21 protein-coding genes and 1 tRNA gene are annotated in these 22049 nt (G+C 54.9%); 14 read left to right on the forward strand and 8 right to left on the reverse strand.

The annotated features are described in order from the left end of the window. Positions 1–321 precede the first annotated feature (321 nt). The 7 genes from AC5S3R_RS00975 to AC5S3R_RS01005 all read right to left on the reverse strand — a co-directional run bounded on the left by AC5S3R_RS00975 (position 322) and on the right by AC5S3R_RS01005 (position 11178). Positions 322–1365, reverse strand: coding sequence for a D-alanine--D-alanine ligase family protein (locus tag AC5S3R_RS00975; RefSeq protein WP_494264736.1), 1044 nt, complete (start codon positions 1363–1365; stop codon positions 322–324). A 70-nt stretch (positions 1366–1435) separates the two neighbouring features. Beyond that, positions 1436–2449: a putative zinc-binding metallopeptidase gene (locus AC5S3R_RS00980; protein ID WP_494264737.1), complete on the reverse strand. Its 1014-nt coding sequence runs from the start codon at positions 2447–2449 to the stop codon at positions 1436–1438. A gap of 145 nt (positions 2450–2594) precedes the next feature. Next, positions 2595–4463 (reverse strand): CRTAC1 family protein, encoded by a 1869-nt coding sequence (locus tag AC5S3R_RS00985; protein WP_494264738.1) that lies wholly within the window; start codon positions 4461–4463, stop codon positions 2595–2597. Positions 4464–4481: 18 nt separating this feature from the next. Continuing rightward, a complete protein-coding gene (locus AC5S3R_RS00990) occupies positions 4482–6635 on the reverse strand; it encodes a tetratricopeptide repeat protein (RefSeq protein WP_494264739.1) in 2154 nt (717 codons plus the stop codon). A gap of 166 nt (positions 6636–6801) precedes the next feature. Next, on the reverse strand, positions 6802–8514 hold the full coding sequence (locus AC5S3R_RS00995) for a tetratricopeptide repeat protein (RefSeq protein WP_494264740.1): 1713 nt from the start codon (positions 8512–8514) through the stop codon (positions 6802–6804). A gap of 147 nt (positions 8515–8661) precedes the next feature. Then, positions 8662–10851, reverse strand: coding sequence for a formylglycine-generating enzyme family protein (locus AC5S3R_RS01000; RefSeq protein ID WP_494264741.1), 2190 nt, complete (start codon positions 10849–10851; stop codon positions 8662–8664). A 250-nt stretch (positions 10852–11101) separates the two neighbouring features. Then, positions 11102–11178: transfer RNA gene (locus AC5S3R_RS01005), tRNA-Val, on the reverse strand. 173 nt (positions 11179–11351) lie between these two features. Here AC5S3R_RS01005 and pgsA point away from each other — a divergent pair. Continuing rightward, complete coding sequence (pgsA, locus tag AC5S3R_RS01010) at positions 11352–11951, forward strand: CDP-diacylglycerol--glycerol-3-phosphate 3-phosphatidyltransferase (RefSeq protein ID WP_494264742.1); 600 nt, start codon at positions 11352–11354, stop codon at positions 11949–11951. A 10-nt stretch (positions 11952–11961) separates the two neighbouring features. Here pgsA and AC5S3R_RS01015 read toward each other — a convergent pair whose 3' ends face one another. Continuing rightward, positions 11962–12198, reverse strand: coding sequence for a hypothetical protein (locus tag AC5S3R_RS01015; RefSeq protein ID WP_494264743.1), 237 nt, complete (start codon positions 12196–12198; stop codon positions 11962–11964). Positions 12199–12388: 190 nt separating this feature from the next. Here AC5S3R_RS01015 and AC5S3R_RS01020 point away from each other — a divergent pair, with 190 nt between their 5' ends. The 13 genes from AC5S3R_RS01020 to AC5S3R_RS01080 all read left to right on the forward strand — a co-directional run bounded on the left by AC5S3R_RS01020 (position 12389) and on the right by AC5S3R_RS01080 (position 22014). Continuing rightward, positions 12389–12847 carry an RrF2 family transcriptional regulator gene (locus AC5S3R_RS01020; RefSeq protein ID WP_494264744.1) on the forward strand — a complete coding sequence of 153 codons (459 nt, stop codon included), beginning with the start codon at positions 12389–12391 and terminating at the stop codon, positions 12845–12847. Positions 12848–12974: 127 nt separating this feature from the next. Beyond that, on the forward strand, positions 12975–14231 hold the full coding sequence (locus AC5S3R_RS01025) for an IscS subfamily cysteine desulfurase (RefSeq protein ID WP_494264745.1): 1257 nt from the start codon (positions 12975–12977) through the stop codon (positions 14229–14231). 95 nt (positions 14232–14326) lie between these two features. Beyond that, positions 14327–14749, forward strand: a complete 423-nt coding sequence (gene iscU / locus AC5S3R_RS01030; protein ID WP_494264746.1) for a Fe-S cluster assembly scaffold IscU — start codon at positions 14327–14329, stop codon at positions 14747–14749. A gap of 66 nt (positions 14750–14815) precedes the next feature. Continuing rightward, a complete protein-coding gene (locus AC5S3R_RS01035) occupies positions 14816–15256 on the forward strand; it encodes a HesB/IscA family protein (RefSeq protein ID WP_494264747.1) in 441 nt (146 codons plus the stop codon). 53 nt (positions 15257–15309) lie between these two features. Beyond that, on the forward strand, positions 15310–16020 hold the full coding sequence (hscB, locus tag AC5S3R_RS01040; protein WP_494264748.1) for a Fe-S protein assembly co-chaperone HscB: 711 nt from the start codon (positions 15310–15312) through the stop codon (positions 16018–16020). 3 nt (positions 16021–16023) lie between these two features. Then, positions 16024–16446 (forward strand): tautomerase family protein, encoded by a 423-nt coding sequence (locus AC5S3R_RS01045; RefSeq protein ID WP_494264749.1) that lies wholly within the window; start codon positions 16024–16026, stop codon positions 16444–16446. Between the two features lie 6 nt (positions 16447–16452). Continuing rightward, complete coding sequence (hscA, locus tag AC5S3R_RS01050; protein WP_494264750.1) at positions 16453–18405, forward strand: Fe-S protein assembly chaperone HscA; 1953 nt, start codon at positions 16453–16455, stop codon at positions 18403–18405. 41 nt (positions 18406–18446) lie between these two features. Beyond that, positions 18447–18848, forward strand: coding sequence for a 2Fe-2S iron-sulfur cluster-binding protein (locus AC5S3R_RS01055; protein ID WP_494264751.1), 402 nt, complete (start codon positions 18447–18449; stop codon positions 18846–18848). A gap of 19 nt (positions 18849–18867) precedes the next feature. Further along, positions 18868–19086: a Fe-S cluster assembly protein IscX gene (gene iscX / locus AC5S3R_RS01060; protein ID WP_494264752.1), complete on the forward strand. Its 219-nt coding sequence runs from the start codon at positions 18868–18870 to the stop codon at positions 19084–19086. Positions 19087–19164: 78 nt separating this feature from the next. Continuing rightward, entirely contained in the window at positions 19165–19653 is a 489-nt protein-coding gene (locus AC5S3R_RS01065; RefSeq protein WP_494264753.1) for a MarR family winged helix-turn-helix transcriptional regulator, read from the forward strand. A gap of 19 nt (positions 19654–19672) precedes the next feature. Next, positions 19673–20374 (forward strand): pirin family protein, encoded by a 702-nt coding sequence (locus tag AC5S3R_RS01070; protein WP_494264754.1) that lies wholly within the window; start codon positions 19673–19675, stop codon positions 20372–20374. 209 nt (positions 20375–20583) lie between these two features. Continuing rightward, entirely contained in the window at positions 20584–21543 is a 960-nt protein-coding gene (locus AC5S3R_RS01075) for a ring-cleaving dioxygenase (RefSeq protein ID WP_494264755.1), read from the forward strand. A gap of 30 nt (positions 21544–21573) precedes the next feature. Next, positions 21574–22014 carry a hypothetical protein gene (locus AC5S3R_RS01080; RefSeq protein ID WP_494264756.1) on the forward strand — a complete coding sequence of 147 codons (441 nt, stop codon included), beginning with the start codon at positions 21574–21576 and terminating at the stop codon, positions 22012–22014. Positions 22015–22049: the final 35 nt, after the last annotated feature.

Here is a 22049-nt window from a genome sequence, read left to right on the forward strand (position 1 = left end):
GCTTCGAGCACGCAGCCTTTTGAACGAAAATCCGCAGGTTCTTCTACCAAGCTACCGGGTTGTAGTCTTGTGCATAGCGACTGGGCTTGTAAATGTATGGTGTAGCTTGCTGTAACGGGGAGAGAATATATAACTCCACGCAAAACGTTTGTACCGGATAGGCATTGGGGCATCCGGCAGAAAGGCTGAAGGGGAACCAGAAGCCGCATCGATTACTCCGTCCATCAATGCTTTCAATGGAAGCGGATTAGCGCATTAACGGAGCATGAAATGGCTATGCTTGGAGTTTGCGAATGTGTGCGCCCCGTGGGTTGTATAAGGTTATGCGGCGCGGTTGTAGGCGAGTTGCACAATCTTGTTGATCATGTCTGAGTACGAATAGCCAGCCCTCTTTGCAGCCATGGAGAATTCGGCTGTGCTAGCGAGCCATGGGTTTGGATTGGCCTCGATGACGTAGACTTCGCCTTTCTTATTCAGTCGCATATCAATGCGTCCGTAGTCGCGCAGTTTGAGAGCGCGATAGGCTGCGAGTGCAATCTCCTGAAGTTTTTGTGTAGTCTCGTCGTCAAGGTCTTCGACAGGTGCGGATTTTGTTAACTTGTAGGCTTCAGTTTCGCGAAAGAACTTCACATCCTGGCCGGCGATGCGCGGGGTACCCTTGGGAAGCTTCGAGAGATCCAGTTCGATGAGTGGGAGCACTTCGGGACTGTCATTGCCGATGATTGCTGCATAGATTTCACGGCCTTCGATGTATTCCTCGATGAGTGCGGGACTATCGAATGTTTCGTGGATATAGTGGATACGCTCCATCAGGTCTTTCACAGTGTCCACGACGGAACTGTTGTCGATGCCGATGGAACCGTCTTCCGAAACAGGCTTCACAATAAGCGGAAACTTGATGTCATGTGAGTGGTCGGTGAGGCCTTTGTAAGAGGTTGCGAAGTCAGGTGTTTTAATTTTGTGAAAGTCGAAGATCTTTTTTGCGATGGACTTGTCCTGGGCGAGATAGAGTGCCTGCGGGCCACCGCCTGTGTATGGAATGTGCAACATCTCCATATAAGCGGCAATGTTCTTGTCCATCGTGTCATCGCCTGCGTATGACTCTGTGAGGTTGAAGATGAGGTCGGCGTTGCTCTTGGAGAGCGCAAACAATGATTGGTTCTTGCCGTCGAGGATGTGATAGGAAGGCTCGTATTCAAGCTTGGTCAGCGCATCAAAAATTTCTTCACGCTCATTGAGTGGTTTTCTTTTCTTCGCGGCACTCCCGGCATTTTTGCCGCGCGGTGGTTTAACTGGTTCCGGCTCTGGCTCTGGTGCGGTCTCTTCCCAGGAGTCATATAAGATTGTGACTTTCAGATTTGCCATAATTCCCTACGCGTTTCATTTTGGCCCTAATTCGATCGAGTTCTGCTCTTAGGCAGATAAAAAGTACCAATCAGGGCAATATGAATTTGCCTCTTGCGATGTAGTTCATCGCAAGAGCGGTTGCATATACAGTTACTTCTGTCAGATATTCTCTTTCGTATTTCATATCGGCACGCAGGCCGAGATCGTTTACTTTCGCTTCAATTGCTTCTACTAATTTTTTCACGAGCGGACGTTGAACGCCTGTCCAGTAATTTACTTTGTCAATGAGAACTTTGCGATTTTCCCGAAGAAGATCTGCTGCAGGACGGACATTTTTTCTGAGCCTCTTCGATGCGTTGAAGATATCGCTGAGATCTGTATCGAGCGGAAGTTCACCGGGCGAGAGTTGCTGATCGAGTGCGTGTTCATAGAATTCAGCGACCGTCTCATTCATTTCATCGACAGTGATATCGGTGTTGCCTTGCGCTACTATTGGGTCCGCATTGCCGAATGTACGGCCAATACGGTCCATGTAAAGCAGCTTCTTCATTGCTCCCCAACCCTTGTATCGCTTGCGCCAGTTAGAACGCGGGGTTAGCCATACTGCAAAGGTTTCTGCAAAATCTTCGTCAGGATGCTTTTGCGCATACCATCCTTCCATGTGGCGCACGAACTGGCGTGAGAAGGGGACTGGTTTGTAGTTATCTCGATAAGCGCGCCGGAACGGCCCGAAGAGCTTGCGCCACTCTTCCGTCTTAAAAAGCGCATAAGCGTAATTGAAGGCGTGTCCGGCTTCATGACGCATGTACATCATGATCTGTCTGGCGTCTTCTATGTCATTCATTGCCGATTCCAGGCGTTGCAGTTTTGGATCGGCGAGGTAGAACGGAATTCCAATGACAGGCTCTTCGCTAGGGCATCCCCACTCATCGCTGAGATAGCACATGGGGCGGAACTTCTTGAGCCCTTTCGCATCCAGCTCTTTATAGAGTTGGTGAACGAAGCGTTCGAGGGGCCCACCTTCCAGCTTCAGGCCGAGTTGCTGAATCGGCTTGGAGAGAATTTCCTGAACTTCTGCCGGCGCTTTTTCAAAGTTAGCCACAGGTGGTTAGAGGGTAGCACATACGCGATGAAGTTTGAGCAGCACAGGCTGTTTGGAGCGGGCCGTATATCCCAAACTTGATTGCTTCCGTAAGTGGGAATAATCAGGGACGCGGAATTGCGCCAAGCACTCACGGTTCATCGGCTCATGCCTTTGTCTTGGCAGGCGTGAGCGCGTCTGACTTGAGGATTTTCCCACCTTCCTGAAGAACGTAAACGCGATTCACGTCAAGATTGCTGAACTTATCAATCTGACCACTAAGCCAATGCACTTCAACGAGCTCGGCTTGTTTTGCCTGGTCGAGGCCAAAGTGCAGGCGCGGGTCGTTCTGCGAGAAATAACTCCCTCCGCTGCGCAGTTCGTCCATTTGTACGAGAGGCTTGTCGCCGTTGGAGCCGGTGGTGGCTGTCACGATGACGCGACTGCCTATGCCTGAGCGATTGGTTTTCGTTCCAACAAGCCGGAACTTTATCCAGTTGCGGCGTTGCGTGGAGTCGCAGCGCAGAAGCTGCGGTGTGGAGTTGATGCAATTAACCACAACATCGATATCGCCATCGTTGTCGAAGTCACCAAAGGCACAGCCGCGGGCTGGCGCGTTTTCTAAAATGCCGGAGCCACCTTTGTCCGTGACTTCTTCAAAGCGGCCGTTGCGTAGGTTGCGATAGAGATACTTATGCTCCGCGTATTTCAAGTCCGCTTTGGAGTTATCGACTTCGGGGTAAACGTGGCCATTCGACATAAGAATGTCGGGCCACCCATCGTTGTCCATATCAAAGAAGCCAACACCCCATCCAAGCAAACGAGTGTTGACGCCAAGGCCGCCGGGATAGGTGCGGTCTTCAAAGTTGCCGTCGCCGAGATTGGTATAAAGTGAGTCCGTGTCGCCGGCAAAGTTGGTCTTGACGATATCGAAGCGGCCAGCGTGGTCGTAGTCGGAGACGGAAACCCCCATGCCCGCTTGAGGTTTTGCTTCAGCGGACAATGCAGCGCCGGCTTCAATGGCGATGTCTTTGAAGGTACCATCTTTCTGGTTTTGATAGAGCGTGGCAGGAGCGGAATCGTTGGCGACGTAGATATCAGGCCAGCCATCATTATCGAGGTCTGAGGCTACGACGCTCAGGCCATAAGTGCCGACGGCGGTCCACATGCCGGATTTCTGACTGACATCAGTGAAGGTGCCGTCTCCGTTGTTGTGGTAGAGGATATTTTTACCGCCGGGTAGACCGGGAGGGCCGCAGGCTACGAGGATTCCCTTGTAGGTGCAGGGGCCGTCCTGAGGAAGCGGTGCGGTTTTGAGATCGAAGTCTACATAGTTGGCGACGAAGAGGTCGAGATGCCCATCGCGGTCATAGTCAACGAAGGTACACCCGCTGTTCCAGCGAATTTTGGGGCCGGGCTGGATGAGTCCGGCCTGTGCAGTGATGTCTGTGAATGTACCGTTGCCATGGTTGCGGTAGAGAACGTTCTGGCCGTAGTAGGTGACGAAAAGATCGTCGAGGCCATCGTTGTTGTAGTCGCCAACACAGCATGCCTGTCCCCATCCGGTTTTATGTTCAAGCCCTGAGCCAATCGAGACGTCTGTGAATGTGCCGTCACGGTTGTTCTTGAAGAGGTGGCAGTGTGGCTCCTTGCCTGTCGGGAAGCCTTCAAGGCGCCAGCCGTTGACGAAGAAGAGGTCCATCCATCCATCGTGGTCGTAGTCGTAAAAGGCTAGACCGCAGCCGGTGGTTTCGAGAAGATATTTGTTGTGCAGTTCACCGCCGTAGATAGTTTTGTCAGTTAAGCCGACTTGCTGTGCGACTTCAACAAAGTTGATGCCGAGAGGGGAGCCTTCAATGGGCGACTTGGGGCCAGGCGGTGGCGGAGCCGGCTTAGCGTCATAAGTGCGCTCTTGCGCGCCAATTTTAGGCGCTGCTTGCTGCGCAAGGGCGAGAATGTCAGCGAAGGGTAATACTAAAGCAGTGCGGCTGAGCGATTGAAGAAACGCGCGGCGGTGGATTTTCTGATGAGCCAAACGGGCTGTCCTTTCTGCTTAGTGAGATCCGCCGCTTGCGGTTTGCGGGGGCTGGCTGTACATGCTGCCATGGATATGGAACGGTGCGCTCTCGTTGGAGATTTCAGGATGCTTGCGGAGATATTCGAGCGAGTAGGTCGGCGCTCCGGGATCGATGCGCTTCATGGTGTATTGCGCGGACTCCATCTCTGCTTGATGTTTCATGCCCTTGCGGCGGTAGAGGATTGCAAGGTTGTAATGCGCGGCCAGGTCGTCGGGGTCGATTGCCTGCAGCGCTTTGAACTGGGTAATCGCGTCATCCGCGCGATGTTGTTGATAGTAGGAGATGCCCAACTCGCGGCGCGCATCACGGGACTCAGGGTATTGCGCAACAACTTTTTCGAGGTCGGCAATTTCTGCTTCGGAGTGGCGCTGACGGCGTTCGACTAATGCAAGGTAATAAAGAGCGCGGGCATCATTCGGACGAAGTTCGAGGGCCTTTTCCAAAGGCTTGCGTGCTTCGTCGTACTTTTCCCAATCGATATAAGTAAGGCCGAGGTTGATGTATCCATCTTTGTAATCTGGGCGCAAGCGCACAACCTGCTCAAAGGCGTGGATTGCTTCGGCATGCTGCAACTGGTCAAGGTAGCCAATGCCGAGATTGTTCCAGCGCATCCAGTCAGGATTGTCCGTAGATAACGCAGGCATTGGCTGATTCTCGCCGATATTGAAAACGCGGCTTCGCGAGGCAATTTCTACAACAGGATAAGCCGGATGGTCAGGGCCGAAGATGTTGTTGAGATAGCTTTGGCGCAGATGACGGTAGTTGACTTGCGCGCGAATGGTGATGGGCCCTTTTGCATCAGCAGGGATGTGGAACTGATAGCGAATGAGTGCGGAGCGGCCAGACTGAACGGTGTTGTCGTAAGCCATGGAATGGATGGCAGAGACGACGTGGTTATCTACAAAGTCGCCGAGTACGTTAACGGGACGGTTAGTGAAGCTATGCGCGCCGGGTTCAAGCATTCCGTCAGGCTTGAGGAACCCGCTTTTGTAGATTTCGTTGCCGGATGCGTCAGTGACAGTGAATTGCGTCCATGCTTCGTAGAGGTCGCGGACTTCTGGAACAAGCGAATGGCCGATGTTTTTGTTTTGAACGATGACGATGGCTTCTACCGCATCATTGGCATGGAGTGAAAACGGCGCAGAACCAACCGGCGCGATTAGCGGGCTGTTATCACCGATGCGAAGTGCGGTGATATCAACATTGATATAGTTGCCGGTTTTGAGAAACTCGATTGTTTTTTCGAGCTGCTCTTTGTAGCCGTAATAAAAAGGAACGGCGGTGTTGCCAGCAAGCCAGCGATGGGAGACGAAGGTTCCCTTTTTGGCTCCGGGTTCAGGCAAAACGTTTGGGGCGCGCTTCATGTGGCAACCCTGGCAGGTGGTGAAGTCGGCGGTGTAAAAGCTGAGTGGGTTGCGGTTAGAAAATTTGGAGTTCTGCCACTCGTCGTATGCAGTGAAGGCGCGAATCCACTTGTACTCATTGAGCATGGGGGGAAGGTTGGCTTTGTGGCAGGATGCGCAGAATTCCGGTGAGTGAAGAATATCCTGCATGACAGCTTTAGAGTGGCGGTCGGGATGCGCAAGGATTTCCGAATCAGGCACAACGCCGGGGATTCGTTTGCCGTTTTTATCGACCATCACCGCAGGCACGGCCATGACGAACCCGCCATTGCCCAGTTTGGATTGCACGCTCTGGATGGAGTGGCAGGTAGTGCAGGTGAGGCCGTCGCTATCCATGGCGCGATCCACGTTTGCACCAGTGGTCATGGCTCCGGCGAAGACTGCGACAGGGTTGTGGCAACTGTCACAGTGCCGCGCAAACTCGATGCCCTTGGTGCGGAGCAGGATGTTGACGCTGGCGCGGTAGAACGGCGTGCGGAAGGAGTTGGAGTGCAGCGCCTGCCGCCACTGGCTGTATGCCTCCTGGTGGCAGTGACCGCAATATTGTGCATCTGGAAATGCGCTGGGCTCCAGGAAATCACTGCCTTCCACTGCGGCGTTGCCAGGTAATGAGATGTTGCCTTTTGCAAATGGATAAGCGTAGGTGGTGCGTATCTTGTCGGCGTAAGCTTTGCGTGTCGCAGCTTCATTTTCCTGTGCGCTTTGTGTGCTGTTCTGCGCAGCCACAGAGAAGACACCAAGGGTGCATGACGACAGAGCCAAAAGTACGATGCGCCTTGTGAGGCTACTGTGCACTGTGGACACCTTGGGGAAGCCGCTCAAAACTCAGGGAAAGTATAGGCGAGCTTTTGATTGTTGTATACCCACCTTTCGGTGGAGACGAAAATCCAGGCTACTGAAATGACTTTTGAAGCGATTTTGCCTGTGTGCGCTCCGCTTTAGCCTCTACATATTTGCCCTGTTTTTCGAGGGCGTCAGCCAGGGCTGTATGTGCGTCGGCATAGTTAGGGTCGAATGCGATTGCACTGCGAAACTGGACTACAGCGTCGTCCAGTTTTCCGCTTGCAAGCAGTGTTTTGCCGGAGTTTGTGGCTACTTCGGCGCGTTGCAGATTCATGTGCGTACGCATCAGGCCTGCTGCAATCTTGCGTTCCGTGGCGGCTTCGGCGGCTTGATTTTGCTTTACGAGAACCGAGGCAAGAATCAGGTGGGAGTCGGCCTGGTCCGGAAGCAGGCGTATCGCTTCTCGCAGCGCATGAACAGCATCTGGAAGCTCGTCTAGCTTGTTATAGATGCTGCCGAGAGTAGCCCACGCGTCACCATTGTCTGGATGCAGTTTCAACGATGCTTCTAACTGCTGGGCCGCCTCCGGATAACGCGCAACTTGCATGTAGAGCAGTCCCAGCACATATGGTGCTTCATAGCCTTCCGGATTCAGCTTGGCTGCTTTTTCCAGTTCGGGAATGGCGTCTATGGCGTCATCCTGAAGCTTGTAAGCAACACCGAGGTCGTAGTGGAGTTGCGAGGTGTCGGGGGAAGCAGCGATAGCAGCCTTCAACTGATTGATGGCATCGGCAACCTGGTTGATCTGAATGTAGGCAGCCGCTAGATCCTGATGCGCCGTGGCATTTTGCGGCGCGAGAGCAATCGCACGCTGGAGATATGGAACAGCGTCAGTAGCCTGATGCTGCTGCGTTAATGCGACGCCAAGGTTGGTCAGTGCTTTGACATTCTTTGTCTCTGCTTCGACAACACGCTTAAGGAGCACAATGGCGTCCGTAACGTGATCCGTTCGCTGCAGGACGATTGCCAGTTGGTAGTTGGCCTCGGCAGAGTTGGGTTCAAGCTCAACTGCATGCCGCAGAATAGGTAGCGCCTGCTCGTCCTGCCCGGACTCTGCCAATGCCTTTCCTGCAGAGAGGGCAATCTGATGGTCGGACGGCGCAAGGTTGTAGGCTCTTAGCCATTCGTTAGCGGCTTCTGGATTTTGTTCGGCCTGCAATACGAATCCCAGGTGTAGATGCGCCTCGGCGAAATTGTCTTTAAGCCGAATGGCCTCGGCAAATTCCTCTTGCGCATGCGGCCAATCTCGCTGCTGAGCGTAAAGCGAGCCTAGATCATTGTGGAGTTCTGCATTGTCTGGCGTCGTCGCAACTGCTTCTTTCATCTTTGCTGTTGCGGATGCTTTCTGCCCGGAAGTGGCTAGAGCACGCGCATAGGCTGTCAGTACTGCGGCTGAGAGCGGGTGCCGCTCCGCATTGGCTGCCGATTCGAGTTTGGCGAATAGCGGAAGAGCCTTGGATGCTGTACCCAATTGTGCATAGGCCATAGCCAGATTCATCTGCGCGGCAGCATCATTGGGTTTGAGAGCAAGCGCTTTTTCGAGTTCATGAATGCCTGCTGCCCATTGTCCTTCGCGAATCAGCACCGCTCCTAGGGCGCTATGCCCCTGCTCCGCGGAAGGGGCAAGGCGTGTCACAGCTTCAAATTTCAGTTGTGCAGTTTTGAGGTCGTTCTGGTTGAGAGCGGCGACACCTTCGCGATAATCCGCATCCGCTTCTTTCAAGCTCGCGGAAGGCGCCTGCGCCGCAGCGTATCCCGTCATGTTTATGGGAAACAGGACGCCTGCGAGAAGAAGCCATCTTGGTTGGATACAAGAAAAAGGCACGATAAAAACTCGCCATATTCTACCTTGCGTTGCTGTTTTGGCTTCCGTCACTCGCGCCATTGTGTAACAGCAAGCTGGCCAGAACTAGTTAGCATCTCTCACACAGCGGAATCCCAGAGTACCAGCGCGGTCATATCCCGGAGCCATCATGAGCAGCTTGCTGTGCTGATCATTGTGCTGGGCCTGTGGGAAGTACCAGATGGAACCTTGCGGATGATAGTAACTTCCGCCGCGCAGAATCCCGCCACGCGTGTGGTCATCGACATACTCATCTGTCCATTGCCACACGTTTCCTACCATGTCCATTACGCCGAATGGGCTAGTTCCACTCGGATGGGCATCCACGTCATCCGGCCCGCGCATGGTCCGGCCTGATTCCGGAACAGGGATCGCCGTTGCATTCGGGAAATTTCCCCAGGGATACATGCGGCCATCCGTGCCTTGAGCGGCATATTGCCACTCCCATTCATGCGGCAGGCGCTTGCCGGCCCATTTTGCGTAGGTGCTTGCGTCTTCGCGCGAAACCCACGTCACAGGCTTCTTATCCCATCCTGCCGGATAGGTTCCGTTCGCCCAGTCCTTCAGGAAATTTACATCGTCTTTTGGATGATAGTGTGTCGCATCTAGAAACTTTTTGAACTCAGCATTGGTGACCGGGTACTTGTCGATGTAAAAGGGCTTCACCTGTATGTGGTGTTCATGGAAGCGCCGCGGCGTTTCTTCCCAGGGAAATTGCACATCCACGCCGGTATCATCACTGCCTTCCACTTCTGTTCCACTTACGCGGAAAACGTAATCGCCTCCGGCAATCCGCACCATTCCTTCCACATCGCCTTGCGCAGGTGTGGTCGCGGGAATTTCAGTCATCTGCTGCGTCAGCACCTTCCACTCGTGGGAATAACCGGAAAGAGGTTTCTCCGTCATCGCCTTCATCTTCGCCATTAACTGGCGAATCTGTGCGCTCGGCTCGCCCGAAGTTGCAAGCACCATGCCGTATCCGTGTTCTTCCAGCGGAAATGAAAGCGTAACGTTGTCTCCCTCACGTTCGGGAGTCAGTTCCTCTCCGTGGTACAGGTCAAAATAACGCACGCCCTGTTTGAAGGGGACTGGAAGCACGCGTCCGTCAACGGAATATTCATTACGGTTAACGATGGTCCAGATTGTTTCGTCCTGCAGTGGCCACCGGCTTGCATAAACGCCGTAGACATCTGTTGGATAGAGCGGTTCCCAGCCAGGGCTTGCGAAAAACTTAGCCACGGCTCGCTCCATGGTTGCCACGCGGCGAGTGGCTTCTCCATCTCGCGGAGTAATTCCATTCCAGATGCCCCAGACATTCTCCCAGCTTTCCCACCCTTCGCCGTTGAAGAAGGCAAACTGCAAATCATCGGTCTTATCGCGGTTCCAGCGCCCTTGGATATTTACCTGATGACGTGGTTCCAGCCAGCGATACTTATCAACCGTCGGCGTGAATTGAAACTTGTACTGGCCCCAGGTCAGCACATTCCACGCCAGCGCTTCGTCCGATGGACCATCCTCCGGCTCAAATGCGAGTGGATGCCCCACCTTCTCCGCAGCGAGAGAAAATGCCAGTGGAACGCCATCCTGCGTATCGCCATTTACGCCGTCGGCGCCAATCTCTTTCATCAACTCCGCTGTCGCGTCGTACCAGCTTTTGCCGGGATCGCGCGTTCCCTGGTCCCACATCATAATGGGAAATAGAACTCGCACGCCGCGACGATGAAAGTCAGCAACCATCTGCCGCACTCCCGCCACGCCGCCCGGCATGGAGCGCACCATATCCTGCTGATTGCGATTGTCGATGCCCATGTTCGGATAGGTTGCCCAGATCAACACCGCATCGATTCCGCCGTAGCGTTTTTTCAGATCATCCAGATAGCGATCGACCGTGTATTTGCCTGCAACAGTATCGTAGAAGTAGCGGTCATGCACCATCATCTGGGGCTGCATAAACGCGGATTGAGCCCATTTCAGCTCTGGCATCTCGTAGAGCGAGCCATCATAACCAACGCGAATCCTGCGTTCCGTGCGCCAATCGGTAATGGCTTTAAGCCATTGCTGGTGGGTAAACGAAGTACAGGGAGCGCCGTCACCCTCCCATGGAAAATGAAGTGTAAGGCAAGCCGGCGGAGGAATCTGCTGTTCGCGAGGGGCGTACCGGAAGTCCTGAGATTGGACGATGACTGCTGAGGCGCAGGCAAGAAGCATTGCATTCAAAATCTGTATGACTTGTTCAGTCCTAAGGCGCTTCATCATCCTCAACCTTCTCCCTCCCTCACGGCTCAAAAGCAGTTTTTGCTGTAACGCACGACGAACTCATCCTAACTATTGGCAAGATGTTCGGAGCGATTCTTCTTTGCATATTTGGCAGACGAGGCATCACCCACATCCAAAAATGACAAAAACCTACATTGCAGGCTTTCTGGGAAATGTAAGAAACTGCCACGGACTGAAAGCAGGTATTTTTAGCCTGTGGAATGCAATTTTAAGTTGTTTATTTTGAAAATGGTAGGCACGACTGGACTCGAACCAGCGACCTCTTCCGTGTCAAGGAAGCGCTCTAACCAACTGAGCTACGCGCCTGCGTTTGCCCTTTGCGGGCTGGACTGGGCCTCTGCAGGGATGCTGCAATGGCCCGATAAGTAGTTTATCAAGCATTCACGCCGATGGCAAAGTGGGTTCGGCTATCGCGGCCATCTGGCCCTTGATGGGTAAGATGTTGCATGCTTGGAATCTGGGAACTTTTCTGATCGACCATGTCTGATTTGCCTGCACAGCCTATACGCACGAATCCGCTGCGAGCTATGCCGAATTTGTTGACGCTGGCTCGCATTTGCCTGGCGCCGGTATTGGTGTCCGCAGTGGTGGAACACGAGTTCGGGCTGGCATTTGGGCTGTTTGTGGTGGCGGGGCTTACTGATGCGCTGGATGGGCTTTTGGCGCGATGGCTGAAGCAGCGGACGATGCTGGGGCAGTATCTTGACCCGGTGGCGGACAAGTTGTTGCTCAGCATGCTGTTCTTGGTGCTGACGCACGAAAAGCTTATCCCAGCTTGGATCACAGCGCTGGTCTTTGGCCGGGATGTAGCGATTTTGGTAGTGGCGGCGCTGCTGTTTGCTTCGGTAGGGCGCAGGGAGTTTCAGCCAAGCATTTTTGGCAAAACGAATACTTTGGCGCAGATTACAGCCGTGGCCGTCGTGTTGCTGAAGCAGGTGTATGCTGCGCCATGGGTAGTTGAACTGCGCACAGTAGCGCTCTATGCAGCGGCAGCGCTGACAATTGCTTCAGGATTGCACTATGCGTGGACCGTGAGCCGACGGCCGGCGAATGGAAGCGCCGGAGGGCACGCCGCCTGACGGGCTGCAACTAGGAATCCGCCTCTTCTTTTTCTTCTTCCGCCTCGGCGCTTTCTTCAATTGCCATATCGCGGAACTCTTCGGAATCAAAGACTTCGCCGCATTCCAGGCACTCAACAAACTCGGTGTCTTCGTGCCGGGATACGACGCGCACTCTAGGATGTTTGCAAACGGTAACCATGGTTTCAGATGAGTTGAGATTCGGTCGGTGCGCCCATTGTTGCATCCTCTGTACAATTTTTGCCATCAGGATTTCATTGGGCGGGCGGTTTATGGGGCTGAATGGCTAAAATTCACAATTCAGACACACTTGGGGGATTTTTCGCCGGGTGAGCGGTCCTGAAAAGTCCTACTTTGCGGAATAGAAGCAAATCAACCTTGTATCAAAAATCGGAATAGCCGTATACTTAAAACGGACCTGTCAGGTCCGAATTCCTATGCTAAAGCTGACAAAAAAGGCGGACTACGGATTGATGGCCCTGAAGTATCTGGCCGAGCATCCGGAGACTCCTGCGTTGAGCGCGAAGGAAATTGCCGACGCGTATAGCATTCCTGCGCAGTTGCTGGCCAAGATTCTGCAGCGTCTTACCAAGACGGGGCTGTTGAAGTCGCACGCTGGAATGAATGGCGGTTATGCGTTGGCCAAGGACGCACACCAGATTTCAGCCTTTGAAGTGATTCACGCAATTGATGGACCGCTCTTCATCACTTCGTGCACAAAAGGCGCAAATGGTTGCGACCTGACCCCGAGCTGCACCATCAAAGAGCCATTGGCGCGTGTGAATGAAACGATTGCAGGGGTGCTCAGAAGCATCAGCATTGGTGATTTGGCTGACGAAGCGCAGGTTACGGCAAAGACTCCGGCGCATGGCTTGGTGACGCTGACACTGCCATAGGTTTTTCAGAGAGAATTGGTGCCGTTCCAGAGAAACGGTAAGCGAGAAAACAGGCTGACAGCGAATGCCGGCCATGAAGATTCGGCTGATGGACGACTCAGCCCGCAGATTTAAGGATGGATACACGATGAGCACAGTGGAAACGAACCACCTGGATGTTCCGGCAGGAGTGAGCCTGCCGATTTACATGGATTATCACGCTACCACCCCGCTGGACCCGCGGGTGCTGGAGGCGATGCTGCCTTACTTCACCAGCAAGTTTGGCAATGCGGCCAGCCGCAACCACTCCTTTGGTTGGGAAGCAGAGCAGGCTGTGGAAACGGCCCGCGAACAGATTGCAAAGCTGATTGGCGCAACGTCGAAGGAGATTATCTTCACCTCTGGCGCAACGGAGAGCGATAACCTTGCTATCAAGGGCATTGCGGAGATGTACCGCGAGCGCGGCAACCACATCATTACGCAGGTCACGGAGCATAAGGCGATTCTCGACACCTGCAAGCGCCTTGAAAAGTACGGCTACCGCGTAACCTATCTGCCCGTAAAAGCAGATGGCCTTATCGATCTGGAAGACCTGAAGCGCGCAATCGACGACAAGACGATTCTTGTCAGCATTATGGCTGCGAACAACGAAATCGGTGTTCTGCAGCCGATTCGCGAGATTGGCAAGATTTGTCACGAAAAGGGCGTAATCTTCCACTGCGATGCGGTGCAGATTGCAGGCAAGGTTCCCTTCAACGTAATTGAGGACAACGTGGACGTTGCCTCGCTCTCTGCACACAAGGTTTACGGACCCAAGGGCGTTGGCGCTCTCTACGTTCGCCGTCGCAACCCCCGTGTACAGATTGCCGCACAGATTGACGGTGGCGGTCACGAACGTGGCATGCGTTCCGGCACGCTGAACGTTCCGGGCATCGTCGGTATGGGCAAGGCCTTTGAAATTGCGCGGGAAGAGATGGCTGCGGAAGCCGCATATCTCACCAAGCTTCGCGATCGCCTGAAGGACAAGCTGGAGTCAGTGCTCGACTACGTTCACATCAACGGTTCGTGGGAGCACCGCCTGCCCGGCAACCTGAATATGAGCTTCGTCTACGTAGAAGGCGAATCTCTGCTCATGGGCATCAATGACGTGGCAGTTTCGTCCGGTTCGGCCTGCACTTCGGCCACGCTGGAGCCCAGCTATGTGCTGAAGGCTCTTGGACTTGGCGACGACGTGGCTCACTCAAGCATCCGTTTCGGCCTGGGACGCTTCAATACGGAAGCGGAAGTGGATTACGTGGCTGTCAAGGTCATCGACATTGTGCAGAAGCTGCGCGAGCTTTCGCCGCTCTATGAGATGGTGAAGGAAGGCATCGACCTGACTAAGATTGAGTGGACGGCGCACTAACAACTGGCTTACGAATTGAGTAGCATCGGCAGACGGTTCTGCTGAATCAAAAATGTAGGATACGCGGATTCCCCCCGCGGGAGGAGAACAGAGATATGGCATATAGCGACAAGGTTGTGGATCACTACAACAATCCCCGCAACGTGGGTACGCTGGACAAGGCCGCGCAGGAGGTTGGCACGGGTCTCGTCGGCGCCCCGGAGTGCGGTGACGTGATGCGCCTGCAGATCAAGGTCAATCCTGAGACGCAGGTCATCGAAGAAGCGAAGTTCAAGACCTTCGGCTGTGGCTCGGCCATTGCCAGCTCTTCGCTGGCGACCGAGTGGATCAAGGGCCGCACGGTGGAAGACGCGCTTGCAATCAAGAACACCGACATCGTGAAGGAGCTTGCGCTTCCTCCGGTGAAGATTCACTGCTCGGTTCTTGCGGAAGATGCGATCCGCGCTGCCATCGGCGACTGGAAGAAGAAGAACGGCGTTGCCGAAGCGGCTCAGACTGCAGAAGTAGCCGCTCACTAAGAGCGGGACAGGCTCAGGCGGCCCGGACAACGCTGTTCGGGCCGTTTGCTATGTCGAAAGGGAAGTATGTCGAATTTTGTGAGTATCGAGAGCAAGCCCGCTCAGGGGATAACTGCTGCTTCAGTGCAAACCGCGCCGGAGGCGCAGTCGCCTGGACGGCTAGTCCCTCCTGCACAAGGTCTTCAGGTCACCCCAAAGGCGGTAGCACGCATCAGAATCGCCATGGCCAAGGAAGGCATTTCGCCGGAAGAAGGCGGTCTGCGTCTTGGTGTACTTGGCGGCGGCTGCTCAGGGCTTTCGTACTCCATCAAGTTCGATACGCGGCCCCGCGAACGTGACCGCATTTATGAGTTCGATGGCGTGCGTGTTTTCGTAGACCCCAAATCGTTCCTCTATCTGCACGGAATGACGCTGGACTACGAAGAAACGCTGATGCGCCAGGGGTTCAACTTCATTAATCCGAACTCTTCGCGCTCCTGCGGTTGCGGCTCGTCCTTCTCGGCGTAATTTTTTTGAACAGCCTTGCAGGCCGGAAAGATATCCGGTTAGAAAAGTTGACCATGTTGAACGCCGCAAACTCTGCCACTACAACAGCCGTTGCCGCTGAAACCACCTGTTGGTCCTGTTCGGCAGCCATTGATGAGTCCGCACTCTTTTGTCCGCAGTGCGGCAAGATTCAGCCGCCGCGAGGCGGCAATTTTTTCTCCGTCTTCGGGCTGGTCCCGGCACTGAACCTTGATCTTGGCATGCTGGAACATCAGTTCCACAAACTCAGCCGTAAGCTGCATCCCGACCGCTTCGGACGTGCATCTCAGCAGGAGAAAGACTGGAGCCTCGCTCAGTCCTCGCTGCTGAACGACGCTTACCGCACGCTGAAAGACCCGCTCACGCGTACATACTATCTGCTCAAATTGCACGGTGCGGAAATTGGCGAGGAGTTCGCGGGCAAGGATAAAAAAGACCCATCCCGCGTTCCGGCAGACTTGCTGGAAGAAGTCTTCGAGTTGAACATGCAGCTTGAAGAGATGCGTATGGGCCGCAAGATGGGTGAGGTCGATGAGCAGTTGCTGGCCGACCTGAAGCAAGCAGAAAAGAAGTTTTTAGCATTGCAGGATGAAGTGGACGAGCAGTTGCGCGCACAATGGACCGCGTGGGATAACGGCGATGCCGCCGCACGCGAAGCCGCGCAGAAGACGATGGTGGCGCTTCTTGACCGCCGCCGCTATTTGAGCAATCTCGTCCGCGACGTAACCGAGACATTGGGAGCCTGATCCATGCCATTCGTCCGCATCTCGGTTTACCAATCCACGCCTCTCTCCGACCGCAAGGCCATTGCGGATGCGGTTTACGAGGCGATGCGCGAAACCATCGGCATCCCGGAGGGTGACAAGTTCATCGTCGTCACTGCGCATCCCGCGGAAGAGTTGCACATCGACCCAACCTTCATGGGGATGAACCGCACCGAGCGCTTCATCCTTTCGCAGATCGTTCTCAGCCAGGGGCGCACGGTCGAACAGAAACAGGCACTCTACAAGCGCATTGCGGAGCGGCTGCACGAGGCCGTCGGTGTTACAACGGACGATGTGATGACCGTGCTGACGGAAAACTCTTACCGCGACTGGTCTTTTGGCAAAGGCGAAGCGCAATTTGTTCTGAATCCTCCCGCGTGGGTAAAGCAATCCGCGGAGGGAAACTGAGGAATTATGGCAGCAAACAGTGAAAACAGCCGCGTAGTCGGCATCGACCTGGGAACGACCAACTCTCTCGTAGCCTACATGGAAGGCGGAACGCCGGTGGTCATTCCTGGCGTGGACGGCTCGAATCTCGTCCCGAGCGTAGTAGCGCTGGACCCCGTTTCCACAGAAGGCGGACGGCCCACAGTAACGGTGGGTAATAGCGCTCGCAAGGCTCTGATTGAGACGCCGGAGCGCGTCATCTACTCCGTCAAGCGCCTCATGGGCCGCGGTGTGAGCGAAGTGCAAAGCGAGTTGAAGCTTTTCCCCTTCCGCATGGCAGAGAACGTGGAAGAAGGCGAAGTACCGCGTGTGCAACTTGGCGAGTTAAGCTTCACCCCTCCCGAAATTTCCGCATACGTACTGCGCCAGTTGAAGCGCAACGCAGAGCGCTTCTTCGGAGCCCCGGTCACACAGGCCGTCATCACCGTTCCCGCGTACTTCAACGATGCACAGCGCCAGGCAACCAAGGACGCAGGCCGCATGGCTGGCCTCGATGTGCTGCGCCTCGTCAACGAGCCCACAGCCGCCGCGCTTGCCTACGGTCTGGACCGCGCCAAGGAAGGCACCATCGCCGTCTACGACCTCGGCGGCGGTACCTTCGACATTTCCATCCTCAAGCTGCGCGACGGCATCTTTGAAGTCCAGTCCACCAACGGCGACACGCACCTCGGTGGCGACGACATCGACAACTTGTTGCTGACAATCGCGCTCGATGAGATTCACGCGGAGCACGGCGTTGATTTGCGCCAGCATCCCGGCGCAGTGCAAGCGCTCCGCAAAGCCGCGATTGACGCGAAGATTCAGCTTTCGGCAAATCCAGTTGCGCATTTTGATATCGAGCTGCCCAACGGAGATCGTTACCAGCGCGAGATTCCCCGCGAAGTCTTCGATGATCTGATTGAGCCCATCCTGCAGCGCACGGCTGGGCCATGCAAGCAGGCGATGCTCGATGCCGGCGTGCTCCCCGAGCAGATTGATGAAGTCGTTCTCGTCGGCGGCTCCACGCGCATCCCCTCCGTGCGCCAGCTTGTAGATGATTTATTCCACTTGAGCGCACGCCGCAAGAAGGCGCACACGGAGCTGAATCCCGACGAAGTAGTGGCACTTGGCGCTGCAGTCCAAGCGGACATTCTGGCCGGATGGTCGAAAGCGACGGAAGAGTTACTACTCCTCGACGTAACACCGCTCTCGTTGGGCATTGAAGCATTGGGCGGCACAGTCGCAAAGATTATTCAACGCAACTCAACCATCCCCGCCTCAGCAACGGAGCATTTCACCACCGGCGTCGATGGCCAGACAAACGTTGCCATTCACGTTGTCCAGGGCGAGCGCGAACTCGCTTCGGACTGCCGCTCGCTGGCGCGGTTTGACCTGAAGGGTATTCCGCCGATGCAGGCCGGACTACCGCGCATCGAAGTGAAATTCCTGATTGACGCCGATGGCATTCTGCAAGTCTCTGCCCGTGAGCAGCGCAGCGGCAAAGAAGCGCAGATTGAGGTGAAGCCGACCTACGGTCTCACGGATGAGCAGGTCGAAAGCATGATTCTCGACTCGTTCGATCATGCGGAAGAGGACTTCGCCAAGCGTCTTCTGATTGAAGCGCGCAACGAAGCGGAAAACATTCTCTCCAAGGTGGAGCAGGCACAGGCCAATCCCGCATGGGCGCATCTGACGACAGAAGAACAAGGTGCGATTGAGGCTGCCAGCAGCAAACTGGTCACGGTGAAAACTGGTGAGGACGCAACCGCCATTCGCGAAGCGACTCTGGTACTCGATAAGTCCACGCAGCGGCTTGCGGAGTTGATGATGGATGCCGCTGTAGCAACCGCCATTCGCGGCAAGACAATGGAAGCTGCAGGCGAAGAACTAAGCGACAACATCGCCGCTCCGCACCCGATGGCTCCGGCAGAATTTAAATAGGATTGGCGCGGCAAACGCGCAAGAGGAACTGGGACAAGACTATGACGAACACCACGAACATTCCCGCCGACAAGCTCGTCCGTGTCACCTTCGAACCGGAAGGTAAGACCGTCGAGTTTGAATATGGCACCATGCCTTACGACCACCACGGCAAGCCAATGAGCTTTCTCGACGTGGCGGAAAACTTTGATATCTTCCTCGACCATGCCTGCGGCGGTTCCTGCGCCTGCACCACCTGCCACATCTGGGTGAAGGAGGGTACAAGCGGCATCAGCGAAGCAGAAGACGACGAACTGGATCGGCTAGATATGGCTGCAGACCAGCAGTTGAACTCGCGCCTCGGCTGTCAGGCCGTAATTACCAAGCCGGGCACATATGTGGTTGAGATTCCCAAGTGGAACCGCAACTACACTTCGGAAGGCAAACCGCTGGACATGGCTTAACGAACAATCAGGAGACACGATGCCGCGCGAAATTTACTGGACGGACGCCGAAGAAATCGGCATTCAACTGCAAGAGAAGTTTCCTGAAATCGACCCGCTGACGGTTCGCTTTACGGACCTTCATAAATACATCATCGAGCTGGAAGGCTTCGCCGACGACCCGGCAAAGTCGAATGAATCCAAGCTCGAAGCCATCCAGATGGCATGGCACGAAGAGTACGAAGACGCAAAGGGCTGAGGTCACCACCTCAGCCCTTTGTTTTTGTCCGATTTATATTGAATCGTAGTTCGACATCGAAGCATCTCTTGCGGTAGGATGGCTGCCGTGTCTACCAAACAGAAAGAGAAAACCACTGCGCCCAGGCTCTGGGTCGTGCTGGCGCGGGCCTATGGCGCGTTGGCCGCGTATGTCGAGCAGGTTGTCGAAGAAGAAGGGCTTTGCCTCAGCGATTTCATGGTCTTGGAAGTGCTGCTGCACAAGGGCAGCATGACCATCTCCGAGATCGGTGAGAAAGTTCTGCTCGCCGCACCCTCCATGACTTCCGCGATTGACCGGCTCGAAAAACTCGAATACGTTATCCGCAAGAGCTCGAAGGAAGACCGGCGCATCCGGCTTGTGGAGCTTACGCCAAAGGGGCGCAAGTTTATCTCGGCGCTCTATGAGCGTCATGCCGAGTTGCTTGAATCAATGGCGAGCGTCTTGACCCAGGCGGAGAAGAATCAATTGCGCGACTCTCTGAAGAAGCTTGGCATGGAAGCCTCGGCGCAGCTAGAGGCCCGGCGCAAAGCTTCCAGGGTGGCATAAAGAGAAAGGATAGACACTTATGATTGCTGTTCGCCGTGGCGCAGACAGAGGGCACGTCAAGCGCGACTGGCTTGAGTCCTATCACACCTTCTCTTTTTCTAGCTATCAGGACCCCAATCACAACGGATTCCGCGCATTGCGCGTGTTGAATGACGATGTGATTGCGGCTGGTCGCGGCTTTGGCGCGCATGCGCACCGCGACATGGAGATTCTGAGCTATGTGCTCGACGGCAAGCTGAAGCACAAGGACTCAATGGGCAACGTGCAGCTGATGGGTCCGAACGAGATCCAGAAAATGTCAGCCGGATCAGGCGTAATTCATAGCGAATACAACGGTTCCGAGACGGATTCAGCCCATTTTCTGCAGATATGGATTTTGCCAGAGAAGACCGGAGCGCCGCCGTCCTACGAGCAATTCAAGTTTGAGCCTGAGGAGAAACGCGGCCGCTGGAAGATGCTGGCGTCCAACAACCCAGAACCCGGCGCGGTTTCCATCCAGCAGGATGCGCATGTTTATCTCACCGAACTGGCTCCCGCTGGCACGCTTTCAAAGCCTCTGGCGACTGGCCGCGCAGCATGGGTTCACGTTGTTACCGGCGAAGTGAAGGTGAACAGCGAGGCGCTTACTTCCGGCGATGCCGCCGCAGTAACAGATACAAACGAAGTGCAATTGGAAACAGACGACAAGGGCGCTGAAGTGCTACTTTTCGACCTTGCCTGATTAAAAAAGTGCACTGAGAAAGCAGCAAAATTTGCTCCCATGAAGAAGGAAAGGCCGTCGATGAGGCGGCCTTTTTCATTTCCGCGGCATCTTTCTATGCAGCGTCAGGGCTCAACTCGCAGGCGCAACTCCGTGGATTTTGAAGCCTTATGGGGTTTCTGAATCTTTTTATTCGATATCGAATCTTTTCTTAACGAAGGAGATGCACAATGGACCCTATTGTAGGCCTGCATCACGTAACTGCTATTGCTTCCGACCCGCAGCGCAATCTGGACTTCTACACACAGATTCTCGGACTGCGTTTTGTAAAACGGACCGTCAACTTTGACGATCCGGGAACTTATCACTTCTACTTTGGCGACGATGCCGGTTCGCCGGGCACAATTCTGACCTTCTTCCCCTGGCCCAATGCCCGCAAAGGCAAGGTGGGCGCGGGTGAAACCAATAAGACGGCATTCAGCGTGCCGGTTGCTTCGCTCGACTTCTGGCGCGAGCGTCTGAAGTCCAAGGGCATCGAGTTCACCGAGTCCACGCGCTTCCAGGAAACGCTGCTGACCTTCGCTGATCCCGATGGAATGGGCATTGAGATTGTCGGCAATAACGAGCCGGGCGAACCAAAGGCCCCGCGCTACGCGGATGTTCCATCCGAACACTCGATTCGCGGCTTCTTTGGCGTAACGCTTCTCGTTCGCTCCGGTGAAGGCACAATCGCCACGCTTGAAACCATGGGCTTCAAAAAGGTGGACCAGCACAGCAACATCCACCGCTTCAGCGCGGCGGGCAATGCACTGGGCAACCACATTGATGTCATCGTGGACCCGAATGCCCCATGGGGCCAACCGGGTGCGGGCAGTGTGCACCACATCGCTTTCCGCAATACGAATGATGCCTCGCAATTGGAGTGGCAGAAGGAGCTTTCTAAGACGCTCCACGTAACGCCGGTGCAGGACCGCACGTACTTCCACTCAATCTACTTCCGTGAGCCGGGCGGTGTACTCTTTGAATTGGCGACCGACCCGCCGGGCTTTGGATTGGATGAGCCCGCCGAGTCGCTCGGCGAAGCGCTGAAGCTTCCGTCCTGGTTGGAGCAGTATCGCGGCCAACTGGAGCAGGTGCTGACCAAGCTTGAGCTGAAGAAGGCCGCAGCCCCGGCTGCTGTGCAGGCGTAACCAAAACCTACGAGGGGAACAGGAGACCCAATGGAGCGAGTGCTGGTTGTTTTTCAGGCCACCCAGGCAAAGACAGAAAGCTTGGCGCTCGCCTTTGGGCTCGGTGCTGTGGAAGGTGGCGCAAACATCCGTTTGCGCCACCTCGACAGCACAGCTTCAACCGAACTCGAACATCAAGGCTACACAACGCCGAAACCCGCGGACCTCGAATGGGCTGAGGCGGTTGGTCTGGCGCTGGAATCCCCAGAGCCACAGCCAGTTCTACTCGATTTTCTAAATCTGCTGGATAGTTCAAAGACCGCAGACAAAAAGCTCTTCTACGTCTTCGGAGCGGAAGCGCAGATGCCCGTAGTAAAACACGCGCAGAAGTCGCTTGAGCGATTAGGGGCGGCACTAGTTGGAGCCGAGTCGGCAACTGCAACCACAGAGACGGCGCAGGCTATCGGGAAACAGATTGCTGCGCAAGCTTGAGCGTGTTTTAAAGGTATTTTGCGCTTTGGCACGGA

It is taken from the genome of Occallatibacter sp. FHG110214_02 (assembly GCF_059115385.1).

What these genes read in the sequence shown, in the direction of transcription:
- AC5S3R_RS00975 (WP_494264736.1), bottom strand. Translation starts at nt 1,365, where the DNA reads ATGGCAAATCTGAAAGTCACAATCTTATATGACTCCTGGGAAGAGACC.
- AC5S3R_RS00995 (WP_494264740.1), bottom strand. Translation starts at nt 8,514, where the DNA reads ATGACGGGATACGCTGCGGCGCAGGCGCCTTCCGCGAGCTTGAAAGAA.
- AC5S3R_RS01000 (WP_494264741.1), bottom strand. Translation starts at nt 10,851, where the DNA reads ATGATGAAGCGCCTTAGGACTGAACAAGTCATACAGATTTTGAATGCA.
- pgsA (WP_494264742.1), top strand. Translation starts at nt 11,352, where the DNA reads ATGTCTGATTTGCCTGCACAGCCTATACGCACGAATCCGCTGCGAGCT.
- AC5S3R_RS01015 (WP_494264743.1), bottom strand. Translation starts at nt 12,198, where the DNA reads ATGGCAAAAATTGTACAGAGGATGCAACAATGGGCGCACCGACCGAAT.
- AC5S3R_RS01020 (WP_494264744.1), top strand. Translation starts at nt 12,389, where the DNA reads ATGCTAAAGCTGACAAAAAAGGCGGACTACGGATTGATGGCCCTGAAG.
- AC5S3R_RS01025 (WP_494264745.1), top strand. Translation starts at nt 12,975, where the DNA reads ATGAGCACAGTGGAAACGAACCACCTGGATGTTCCGGCAGGAGTGAGC.
- iscU (WP_494264746.1), top strand. Translation starts at nt 14,327, where the DNA reads ATGGCATATAGCGACAAGGTTGTGGATCACTACAACAATCCCCGCAAC.
- AC5S3R_RS01035 (WP_494264747.1), top strand. Translation starts at nt 14,816, where the DNA reads ATGTCGAATTTTGTGAGTATCGAGAGCAAGCCCGCTCAGGGGATAACT.
- hscB (WP_494264748.1), top strand. Translation starts at nt 15,310, where the DNA reads ATGTTGAACGCCGCAAACTCTGCCACTACAACAGCCGTTGCCGCTGAA.
- AC5S3R_RS01045 (WP_494264749.1), top strand. Translation starts at nt 16,024, where the DNA reads ATGCCATTCGTCCGCATCTCGGTTTACCAATCCACGCCTCTCTCCGAC.
- hscA (WP_494264750.1), top strand. Translation starts at nt 16,453, where the DNA reads ATGGCAGCAAACAGTGAAAACAGCCGCGTAGTCGGCATCGACCTGGGA.
- AC5S3R_RS01055 (WP_494264751.1), top strand. Translation starts at nt 18,447, where the DNA reads ATGACGAACACCACGAACATTCCCGCCGACAAGCTCGTCCGTGTCACC.
- iscX (WP_494264752.1), top strand. Translation starts at nt 18,868, where the DNA reads ATGCCGCGCGAAATTTACTGGACGGACGCCGAAGAAATCGGCATTCAA.
- AC5S3R_RS01065 (WP_494264753.1), top strand. Translation starts at nt 19,165, where the DNA reads ATGGCTGCCGTGTCTACCAAACAGAAAGAGAAAACCACTGCGCCCAGG.
- AC5S3R_RS01070 (WP_494264754.1), top strand. Translation starts at nt 19,673, where the DNA reads ATGATTGCTGTTCGCCGTGGCGCAGACAGAGGGCACGTCAAGCGCGAC.
- AC5S3R_RS01075 (WP_494264755.1), top strand. Translation starts at nt 20,584, where the DNA reads ATGGACCCTATTGTAGGCCTGCATCACGTAACTGCTATTGCTTCCGAC.
- AC5S3R_RS01080 (WP_494264756.1), top strand. Translation starts at nt 21,574, where the DNA reads ATGGAGCGAGTGCTGGTTGTTTTTCAGGCCACCCAGGCAAAGACAGAA.